This is a genomic window from Desulfonatronum sp. SC1 (genome assembly GCF_003046795.1).
Classification (GTDB): domain Bacteria; phylum Desulfobacterota; class Desulfovibrionia; order Desulfovibrionales; family Desulfonatronaceae; genus Desulfonatronum.
The window spans coordinates 17,554-26,879 of the sequence record NZ_PZKN01000031.1; the positions used below are offsets into that span (position 1 = coordinate 17,554).

Consider the following 9,326-nt stretch of genomic DNA (forward strand, 5'->3'; position numbering starts at 1 on the left):
ACTGGAGTTGAGCGGACGCACGAAACGGCATCAATAATCACAAATAGATACAGGAAATTCATTCATGGAGCTTCTTCCACAAACCGGCATTTGGGATCTGGTCCGCCAAGCGACCATCGTGGTGCAACTGGTGATGCTACTCTTGGTGGGCATGTCCCTGGCCAGTTGGAGCATCATTTTCTACAAGATCATAATTTTGCGCCGGGCCAAGCAGCAGGCCCTGGTGGACTTCAAGCGCTTTCAGAGCGCCCCGGACCTTGGGTCAGCGGTTCATATCCTGGCCCGCGGAGCGGATTCACCGCTCTACCCCCTGGCCTATCAGGCCGTGGCCGAGTTGAAGCGGCTGGAAGGGGCCACCATGCCCGCGGCCCAGAAGAGCAAGATCGCCATGGACAATCTGCGTCGCGTCCTGCGCCAGAACGTCAGCAGTTCCATACGAAATCTGGCTTCCTCGCTCTCGTTTCTGGCCACCTGCGCCAGCACCGCGCCGTTCATCGGACTGTTCGGCACGGTCTGGGGGATCATGCACTCCTTCTACGCTATCGGGCAGATGGGCAGCGCTTCCCTGGCCACCGTGGCCCCGGGGCTGTCCGAAGCCCTGGTAGCCACGGCCATCGGCCTGGCCGTGGCCATCCCCGCGTCCGTGGCCTACAATTTCTTTCGGGGAATGCTGGGCAGCATCGAAGTGGAGCTGATCAACTTCGCCGGGGCGTTCTTGAACCGGGTTCAACGAGAGTTGCCCTGGGTTTCCGGGCAGTTGGAGTCCGAGGAAAATGGGCTAGAGGAACACAAAATTTAGGCGCTCCCGGGCAAGGAGAAAATTGTATGGAAGGCCATACCGGTCAAGGATACATGGACCAGATGAACGTGGTCCCGTTCGTCGACGTCATGCTCGTGCTGCTGGTGATCTTCATGGTCACGGCCCCATTCATGACCGAGGGACTGGAGGTGGATCTGCCCCAGACCCGGACTGTGCAGACCCTGCCCCAGGACGAAGACACCCTGGTCTTGACCATCCGTAGCGACGGCTCCATTTTTCTGGATCAATACGAAGTGGCGCTGGGCGAATTGGGAGAGCATGTCGAACGCTTGATCCAGACCCGGGACAGGATTCTCTACCTCCGGGCGGACAAGGACGTGCCCTACGGGCTGGTGGTGCAGGTGATGGCCGAGGCCCGTGAGGCCGGCGTCGAGCGACTGGGCATCGTGGCCGAGTCCGAACCCCGGGAGCCCTGAGGCCCGTTTGTCTCGGATTCGACCAGCGAGGTAACATTTGGGCATTCCTACGCATATACTTGTCTTCGGGCTGTCCGTGCTCCTGCATATCGGGGTGGTAGGCATCGGTCTGTTCCAGCTGTCCTCCAGCAAGCAGATCCGGGTCGACCTGAGCAAGCCCGTGGTCTACCAGGTTGACCTGGTTCGCCTTGATCCGCCCGCTCCCGGTCGTCCGGCTCCGTTGGCGCCTTCCGCGCCGGCTCCCGTGACGCCGGCTCCGGCGGCCCAGGAACAACCAAAGCCCGCGCCCAAGCCGGAGGTTGCGCCTCCTGCCCCGCCGCCTCCGCAACCCAAGGCCGAAGTTCCCATCCCCGAGCCTCCCAAGCCGGCCCCAGAACCCAAACCGGCCCCTAAGCCTGAGCCAAAGCCGGAACCCAAACCTGAACCGCCCAAGCCTGCTCCGAGTCCTCCCAAGCCTCCTGAGCCGCCGCGACAGCCCGCGCGAACTGAACCAACCCGTGAGCAGATCATGGCCGAAGCCATCGGATCCGTGCAGCGGGACGTGGCGCAACGTGCCCAGCCTGATGCACGGGATCAGGCCGTGGCCAGCCTGCGGCAAAGCGGGGCCTCGGGGCCTGGCGGAGCCGATGGACAGGCCGGCAGCGGCTATGGGGGGCTCTTGGAGGTGTACGCCCAGATGGTGGAGAGCCGTGTCAAGGCCCAGTGGCGGTTTCCCAAAGGGGCGTCGCGGCAGGATCTCAATGCGGTGCTGGACATCTCCCTGGACCGGGACGGTCGTGTCTTGGGCAGCCGCGTTGTGCGTTCCTCCGGGCATTCCGGATTCGACGCTTCCATAGAGCGGGCCGTGGAGGAGACCGGGCAACTGCCGCCTCCGCCCCGTCCCGACCTGCGCACCATTCGAATTACGTTCAATCTTCAGGAGTTGTAATCAAATATGCATGTGTTTCATGGAACTACCTCACGACGCTTGGCGTTGGTTTTGCTGATTCTGTTGTGCGTGGCGTTTCCGACCCGGAACGTCGGTGCGCAACAGACCTTGAGCATCGATATCTTCGGCCCGGGGCAATCCCAACTGAACTTGGTCATGGCCAAGCCCCTGGGGCTGGCCGCTGGGCAACAGCCTCCAGCCGAAGCCGAGACCCTGGCCGGATATCTGGAGGATTATCTCGGATTCATGCCGTTTTTGCGGCTGGTTCCGGGGAGCCGTATCCTGGGTGGGGACGTGCTGCCCGGAGTCACGGCCCAGGACGTGGATTTCCGACGGTTTCGCCTGGAAAGGGTCGATCTCGTGCTCACCGCCGGATGGGGCGGTCCCAACGGGCCGGTGGAACTGCGGGTCTTCGAGACCTTTGAACAGCGCCTGATTCTGGGCAAGGCCTACACCGGCGCGACCCCGGCGGACCTGCCCGAGATCGCGGCCAGGTTTTGCGCGGACCTGATGGCGGAACTGACCGGGCAGGGGGATTTTTTCCGCTCTACCCTGGCGGTGGTCCGGACGCATGGCGAGAATAAGGAACTTTGGGCTTCTTCCCCTTTGGGCCAGGGGATGCGGCAATTGACCAGCCTGGGCGGCATCAGTATGAGCCCGGCCTGGTCCAGGGACGGCCGACGATTGGCGTTCACCCTGATCAACGACGGCCGACACTATTTGGGAGTTCTGGACAAGGAAAGCGGTGACGTTCGTCGCGTTCAACTGCCGGGGAACAGTGTGATTTCTCCGGTATTCGACCACAAAGGCAATATTTTTGTCAGTCTGAATCCGGAAGGCAGCCCGAATATTTACCAGCTTTCCGATGATCTGCGCATGGGCCCAAGGGTGGTTCAGAGCTGGGCCATCGATATTTCACCGAGTTTCGACGCCACAGGCTCCAAAATGGCCTATGTCTCCAGCAGGCTCGGAAATCCGCATATTTTCGTGGTGGACATAGCCTCCGGGGTGTCCCGCAGAGTGACCTACGAGGGTACCTACAACACGAATCCCAGCCTCAGCCCGGATGGGCGATTGGTGGTTTTTTCGCGCCAAACCAGCGAAGGGCATAGAATTTTTATGCACGATCTGCTAACTGGGAGGGAGCGGCAGTTGACTTTTGGACCAAGAAATGATGTCAGTCCTGCATGGGCACCGGATAGTTACTTTATTGCTTTCAGTTCCAATCGGAGTGGTGAGTACAAGATTTATCTGACCACCCGGAACGGCGACGAGGCCCGGATGGTGCCCCTGGGCGAGGGAGAGTTCGCGTCGCCGGCCTGGGCGCGGCAACCGTGAAGCATTTTTTCATCAACGTCTTTTAAGGAGAAAAGGTATGAGGGGAAACTGGGTTGTTGGTTTGGGGCTGATTTTGGCCATTATGCTGGCCTTTGGGGCCGGTTGCGCCAAGAAGCAGGTTGATTCGAGCCCGGTGGGCGTTAGTGCCGAACAGACCGCTGAAGAGGCGAGGCTGCGGGAAGAGGCCAGACTGCGAGAGCAGCAGTTGGCTGAAGAACGCTTGGCCAGGGAGCGTTCCGAGGCGGAAAGGGCCCGTTTGGGCCAAGTGGCCGAGATGATCACTGCGAACATGATTCACTTTGACTTTGACAGGTACGACCTGCGTCCAGATGCTCGGGAAGTCTTGCAAGCCAAGGCCGAGTTGCTGAAGCAGAATTCGGATATCCGTCTGCTGATCGAAGGGCATACCGACGAACGGGGGACCTCCGAGTACAACCTGGCCTTGGGTGAGCGCCGTGCTCGGGCCGCATATGAGTTCCTGGTCCTTTTGGGCATCAGCCCCAATCGGCTGCAGATCGTCAGCTACGGCAAGGAACGCCCCTTGAACCCGGCCAGCAACGAAACCGCCTGGGCTCAGAACCGTCGCGCTCAGTTCCGGATTCTCGACATGTAGGAATGTGAAAGGTTCTCGAACCGATCACGAAAAAAAATCGCCGTCGGGGTTACCCGGCGGCGATTTTTTATTTGGTGCAGGGGCAGCAGTGTCTGCCCTGTTTTGAGAGTGACTATGTCAGCGTGACCACGAGCCAGAGCAGTGCCGCAGCCGGGGCCGCGGCCACTACGTCGTCGAGCATTACCCCCAGTCCTCCGGGAACCCGTCGTTCCACCGCGCGAACCGGCCAGGGCTTGAGTATGTCGGCAACCCGGAAAAACACGAAGCCCGCAGCGAGTTGCAGGGGAGTCAGCACGGCAAAAGGCAGCAGGGTTAGCCATTGTCCCAACAGCTCGTCCACCACCACGCATCCGGGATCCTTGCGCCCGAACCGCCGCTCTGCCCTGGCCGCGGCCCAGGTCCCGACCACCAATACGCCCGCGAGTACCAGAACGCGCAGGGGAAAAGACAGTGGCATGAACAGCCAAGGGGCTGCGAGCACTGCGGCCAGGGAGCCCCATGTTCCCGGAGCCTTGGGAAGAAGGCCGAACGGTCCGAGAGTGGCGATGCTTGAAGCGATGCGGTCGATAATCGCGGTCATGGGGATAATCCTGGCATTAGGGCGGACCGGTGTTCAGAAGCGCGGCAGATAGGCTCACGTCGATATGTGCCCGTATCAGAACGTTGTCGGAATGGTGTCAGAACGGGTTGACGTGCTCCTGCCTAGTGTAGTGCAGGTAGCCAACGCTGGCTCCCAGGCGCAGGCCGACACCGGTACGGATAGGCGCGAGGATGATCTCATTGCTCTTTTGATAGTTCATGCTAACTCCCCCAAGGACGTAGACGCTGCCGTCCACCCCTGGAAAACGCTGGAAGATTAGATTGGGGTCGGTCAGGTTGTAAACCAGGGTGAAGACCTTCGCGGCATGCAGCCCAACGTCGAAGCCCACGGACGGCCCTTGCCAGAACACATCGACAGGATCTTGGCCCTTTAGCTGCAACTGGCCCTTGCCGTAACGCAACCCGACCACCAAGGCCCCTCCGGCCTCGTCACCCTTGATGAAACCGGTTGGACGGCCTTGCTCGGCGAATATCCTGTTCAGAATGTCGGCTAACCCTTCGGTGGTCCCTTCGAAAAAGCCTTCCACATGGTTGCTGATTTCTTCCTTGCTGTAAGTTTGCGATTCGGTTTCCATGCCGTGAGGGGCCTGGGCCATGGCCTGGGTCATGGCCAGGAAAAAGCAGAACCAGAGAGTCAGTCCCATGACGATGGTCGTGTTCCGGAAAGTGATCATAAATGTCTCCCTGTTAGCTGTTTCTTGGAATCAGAATAGTGCTTTCCGCCGGATCGAATGGATCTCAGTAAAATATTGCCATGGAGAGCATTACTTGGAATAATAGACATGATCAAGATGGCGGGAAACCGTCAAATTCGGGCGGGGATTCCAACTGTTCCCATTGCTTGTCCCGGACTGATTTTTACTCCGATTCTTTTATACAGCTTTGCAAATTATTCAGCACACACTGTACATGACCCTACTCTACGCTGATTTTTCCCGAAATGGACGTCTCGTTGTAATTGTATCGGGCAGTGGGTGTGCTGGGGCATTTGTGTGGGCATTCATGGGCCGCTCCGGCGAAGATCAAAAAAAAGGGGCAGAGAATCGCTTCTCTGCCCCTTGATATTCTGGTGGAGACGGGGGGATTCGAACCCCCGGCCTCTGCCTTGCGAAGGCAGCGCTCTCCCAACTGAGCCACGCCCCCCTGATAAAGGTATAATCTTATCAATTGACTTGGAGGCGGTCAAGTTTTTTTGAGGGACGCAGTTGTCCGGATTGGACTGGTATAGGGTTTTCTTGGACACCGAATTGGGGGTAAGACAAAACCCCCAGGAGGTGTACAATGAGCAAAGGTGGTTTTGGGCAGGCCCCCTCCCCAGCGGAGGGAGGTCGTAGGCCGAGCGAGGCTGGGGAGGGGGCGTCGAATTCGAGGCCGCAACGCTTCTGGCCGAAGCACAAGACAGAGGCTGTGCTGCGATTGCTTCGCGGTGAGGACATGGAATTTTTGAGCCGGGAACTCGGCGTTCCCGCGGCCACGCTCTCAAAGTGGAGAGACGTCTTCCTTGCTGCAGGAGCGGAGGCATTCAAAACGCGGTCAGCACAAGTTGAAGCCGAGGTGCAGCGCCTCAACGCCAAGATCGGCGAACAGACTATGGAGAACGAGCTTCTCCGAGAGAAGATCGTCCGCATGGAGCAAGGACGCCCTTTGGCGTGGAGCAGGTCGAAGAAGTGAGCCGCGCCGCTTCGCCCTCCACTGGCAGAGTATACGGCTTGGCTCGCGTCTGCGCCTTGTGGGGCATTGCACGTTCTTCTTTCTATTGGAGCCGACAACCTGGTCAACATCGGAAGCCCGGTCCCAAAGGGCTTCACAGCGACGAGGTTCTGGTGGAACAAATTCGCCGAGTGCTTCAAGAGAGTCCTTTTACTGGAGAGGGATACCGCAAGGTTTGGGCTCAACTTCGTTTTCGCGGCTTCCGGACCTCGCCGTTGCGTACGTTGAGAATAATGCGTGAATACGCCTTGTTGGCCTTTCAGCGGCCTCGAAAGCCCCACGGCCCCAAAGCCCACGACGGGACGATTAAAACCATGCGGGTCGACGAAATGTGGTGAACGGACATGACCACAACGCTGACGCTCAAAGAAGGCAACGCCTCGATATTCTTCGCCGTGGACCATTGTTCCCTGGAGTGCGTCGGCATTCATGCCGCAACCAGAGGTACGCGCTTCGAGGCGTTGGAGCCCATTCGGCAAGGGATGCGCCACAGCTTCAGCATCTTTGGCCAAGGCGTGGCCACGGGTTTGAAATTGCGTCACGATCATGGCAGCCAGTTTATATCAGAAGTGTATCAGGACGAGTTGAAATACCTGGGTATTGAAAGCTCCCCTGCCTATGTGCGCGAACCCCAAGGCAATGGTATCGCTGAACGCTTTGTTCGCATTCTCAAGGAAAACCTGCTCTTGGTGAGGCATTTCTACACCGTAGAAGACTTACGCCAGGCTCTGCTGGAGTTTAAGGATACATACAACCGACGATGGATTGTGGCCCGACATGGCTATCGAACACCTTCAGCTGTTCGCGAACAACAGGCCATGTATGCATGGGCGGCGTGAATAAGGACAAAATTGTGTCCAAAAAAACCTAGACCGCTACAGCTGCGCGGCCTGTTGCAGGATGGACAACTTGCCGAGGCCCGGCGTCTTGCTCATTCTCTCAAAGGCGTGTCCGCTACCCTGGATGTGCAAGAACTGACCAAGGCCGCTGCATCGGTGGAACTGGCCCTGGCCAACGGCCAGGCCAACAACCTGGATGATTTGCTTCAATCCCTGGAAGCAACTCTGACGCTGGCCGTCGAGGCCGCCCTGACTCTAGCGGAACATGGAGAGGCGAGAGCCACGGCCCCGGCGGATGCAGCCGAAGCCTCAACCCATCGCCCCTTGTCGCCGGAATCTTTGATCACCCTCAATGCATTCCGTAAACTGCTCTAAAACAACAACATCAAGGCCCGCAAGAGTTTCTCGGAGATTCAAGAGGAACTCCTGGGGCGGGGGATGAATGACGACGTGGCGAGCCTGGAAGCGAGCCTGGAGCGTTTGGATTTTGAGAGCGCGTTGGAGATTGTGGAACGTATTGAGGCGGGGCTTCTGAGGTCGGAGTGTGATTCAACGGCCTGAACAATGCGATGGCGGCTTGATCATCAAGTTTTCGGTTGGCTTGCCGATTAGATATGGAGTTGCTTCATATTCATCCTCCTCGTATCTTCAAAACAACTCTGATCTTCCACCGATCACCAGGGGGGACCATCATGGCTTTAAGTGATCTGCAACGACTCGTGGTTTTCGATACGGCCAATCAGCTTTGGCAGCAGGACATGCTGATGAACGCCTATTTCCATGGTTCCAGCGTGGGCGCAAATCTGCGGTCCATGATCCTGGGCCGCCAGCCCGTCCAGCCCCTGACTAATCCCTTTGACGAGGCCATCACCGGCAAGCTCCGCGCGGACAGCAGGACCATCCGGCAGAATGCCCGGAACGTGAAGGAGGCCGGGGCCATGATGGGTGTTGCCAAGGAGGCCGTGAGCACCATCAAGGGGCTGTTGGAAGAAATGGAGGCGCTGGCCAAGTCCGTTCAACAAAAAATCGATGAAGGAGGATCGATCTCTCCGGAGGACAAGGATGATTACGATGCATTGCGCAAACGCATCACCAGCACCGTCGAGTCCACCCGCTTCAACAACATCGCCCTCCTGGACGCAAGCCAATGGGATACCCAGCAGATTACCTCGGATGGGAAGGTGCATATCCAGGGTTTTCCGGATGGCGGGTTTGATCTCACTTTCCGGGCGCTGGATGAGGATAATTCGGACTTCGCCTGGAGTACGCTGACTGGCGACAATCTCGAAACCGACCTCAATGCTCAATTACAGACCCTATCCAGTTATATCGGCGACATGACCCTCATTGAGGACATCTACACCCGCCGCCAGGACGGGTTGGAGTATCAGGCCGCGTCACTGGAATCCCAGGCAAATCTGCTGGACCAGGCCGTGGAGGCCCGGCGGCATGTGCCGACGAAGTCCCTGGAGCAAATCCTGTTGGATTTGCTGTTTCGTAATTCCGGGCGGATCGTGGACGAGACGGGGTGACGGGCCGGTTTCAGCGGTCCACCGGTAGGTCGTGGCGTAGCCAGCCGCGTCCATGGCTGCTTCCGGCCATGCCTTCGGGGATAGCCTGGGCCTCGGTGAATCCGTTGGCGTGCAGGAAGGGAAGCAGCAGGCCGGTACGATTGCCCGTGCGGCAGATAATGGCGAAGGGGCTGGTCTTGTCGGATTCCAGGGCCGCTTCCAGGTCGCGAAGGAAGCCTTCCGGCCCTTCGGGATGAGTTTCGAAGGACAGCCGGATCGCGCCTTGAGGCGTTCCGGTTTGCCGCCATTCCTCCGGACGTCGGATGTCCACGATGGTCAGTCCTCCTTCCTGAACCTGCTCCCAGGCGGCTTTGGCCGTAAGGTTTTCTCCCGAAACGGTTATTGGAGACGACTGGGTCGCGTAGTGAAAAATCAGCACCGCGACCAGCAGGGCTAGAAACGCGGCGGGGATCAGGTAGCGTCTTGAGGGCTTTGATGACGAGGTAGGCATGGAAACCTCTGTAAGACCTCTCCGGGAAGGAAGCAAGGCT

At 58.7% G+C, this 9,326-nt stretch carries 13 protein-coding genes and 1 tRNA gene; 10 read left to right on the top strand and 4 right to left on the bottom strand.

The genetic code is table 11. From position 1 onward, the window contains the following. Positions 1-64 precede the first annotated feature (64 nt). From C6366_RS14995 to pal, 5 genes are read left to right on the top strand one after another with little or no spacing between them, the layout of a single operon-like run. The gene (locus tag C6366_RS14995) at positions 65-799 is read left to right on the top strand and encodes a MotA/TolQ/ExbB proton channel family protein (protein WP_107739332.1); all 735 of its coding nucleotides are present in this window, start codon (positions 65-67) and stop codon (positions 797-799) included. Between the two features lie 26 nt (positions 800-825). Next, entirely contained in the window at positions 826-1,236 is a 411-nt protein-coding gene (locus tag C6366_RS15000; RefSeq protein ID WP_107739334.1) for an ExbD/TolR family protein, read from the top strand. A gap of 37 nt (positions 1,237-1,273) precedes the next feature. After that, positions 1,274-2,164 (top strand): energy transducer TonB, encoded by an 891-nt coding sequence (locus C6366_RS15005; RefSeq protein ID WP_107739336.1) that lies wholly within the window; start codon positions 1,274-1,276, stop codon positions 2,162-2,164. Positions 2,165-2,170: 6 nt separating this feature from the next. Further along, positions 2,171-3,502 (top strand): TolB family protein, encoded by a 1,332-nt coding sequence (locus tag C6366_RS15010; RefSeq protein ID WP_107739338.1) that lies wholly within the window; start codon positions 2,171-2,173, stop codon positions 3,500-3,502. A gap of 37 nt (positions 3,503-3,539) precedes the next feature. Then, positions 3,540-4,115 carry a peptidoglycan-associated lipoprotein Pal gene (pal, locus tag C6366_RS15015; RefSeq protein ID WP_107739340.1) on the top strand — a complete coding sequence of 192 codons (576 nt, stop codon included), beginning with the start codon at positions 3,540-3,542 and terminating at the stop codon, positions 4,113-4,115. A gap of 112 nt (positions 4,116-4,227) precedes the next feature. Here the strand turns inward: pal and C6366_RS15020 are convergent, their stop codons facing one another. The 3 genes from C6366_RS15020 to C6366_RS15030 form a co-directional block, all read right to left on the bottom strand. Then, positions 4,228-4,695 (bottom strand): phosphatidylglycerophosphatase A, encoded by a 468-nt coding sequence (locus C6366_RS15020; protein ID WP_199221525.1) that lies wholly within the window; start codon positions 4,693-4,695, stop codon positions 4,228-4,230. A gap of 97 nt (positions 4,696-4,792) precedes the next feature. Then, a complete protein-coding gene (locus tag C6366_RS15025) occupies positions 4,793-5,389 on the bottom strand; it encodes a DUF1134 domain-containing protein (RefSeq protein WP_107739344.1) in 597 nt (198 codons plus the stop codon). A 393-nt stretch (positions 5,390-5,782) separates the two neighbouring features. Beyond that, positions 5,783-5,858: transfer RNA gene (locus C6366_RS15030), tRNA-Ala, on the bottom strand. A gap of 138 nt (positions 5,859-5,996) precedes the next feature. On the opposite strand from C6366_RS15030, the gene C6366_RS15035 reads away from it, so the two are divergent. The 5 genes from C6366_RS15035 to C6366_RS15055 all read left to right on the top strand — a co-directional run bounded on the left by C6366_RS15035 (position 5,997) and on the right by C6366_RS15055 (position 8,796). Next, positions 5,997-6,386, top strand: a complete 390-nt coding sequence (locus C6366_RS15035) for a transposase (protein ID WP_107739346.1) — start codon at positions 5,997-5,999, stop codon at positions 6,384-6,386. Positions 6,387-6,538: 152 nt separating this feature from the next. Then, positions 6,539-6,763, top strand: coding sequence for an IS3 family transposase (locus C6366_RS19690; protein WP_158269810.1), 225 nt, complete (start codon positions 6,539-6,541; stop codon positions 6,761-6,763). Positions 6,764-6,769: 6 nt separating this feature from the next. Continuing rightward, positions 6,770-7,264 (top strand): integrase core domain-containing protein, encoded by a 495-nt coding sequence (locus C6366_RS15045; protein WP_107739350.1) that lies wholly within the window; start codon positions 6,770-6,772, stop codon positions 7,262-7,264. A 12-nt stretch (positions 7,265-7,276) separates the two neighbouring features. Next, positions 7,277-7,639: an Hpt domain-containing protein gene (locus tag C6366_RS15050; RefSeq protein WP_255412105.1), complete on the top strand. Its 363-nt coding sequence runs from the start codon at positions 7,277-7,279 to the stop codon at positions 7,637-7,639. Positions 7,640-7,956: 317 nt separating this feature from the next. Next, positions 7,957-8,796, top strand: coding sequence for a hypothetical protein (locus tag C6366_RS15055; protein WP_107739354.1), 840 nt, complete (start codon positions 7,957-7,959; stop codon positions 8,794-8,796). Between the two features lie 10 nt (positions 8,797-8,806). Here C6366_RS15055 and C6366_RS15060 read toward each other — a convergent pair whose 3' ends face one another. Continuing rightward, positions 8,807-9,286 carry a rhodanese-like domain-containing protein gene (locus C6366_RS15060; protein ID WP_158269812.1) on the bottom strand — a complete coding sequence of 160 codons (480 nt, stop codon included), beginning with the start codon at positions 9,284-9,286 and terminating at the stop codon, positions 8,807-8,809. Positions 9,287-9,326 lie beyond the last annotated feature (40 nt).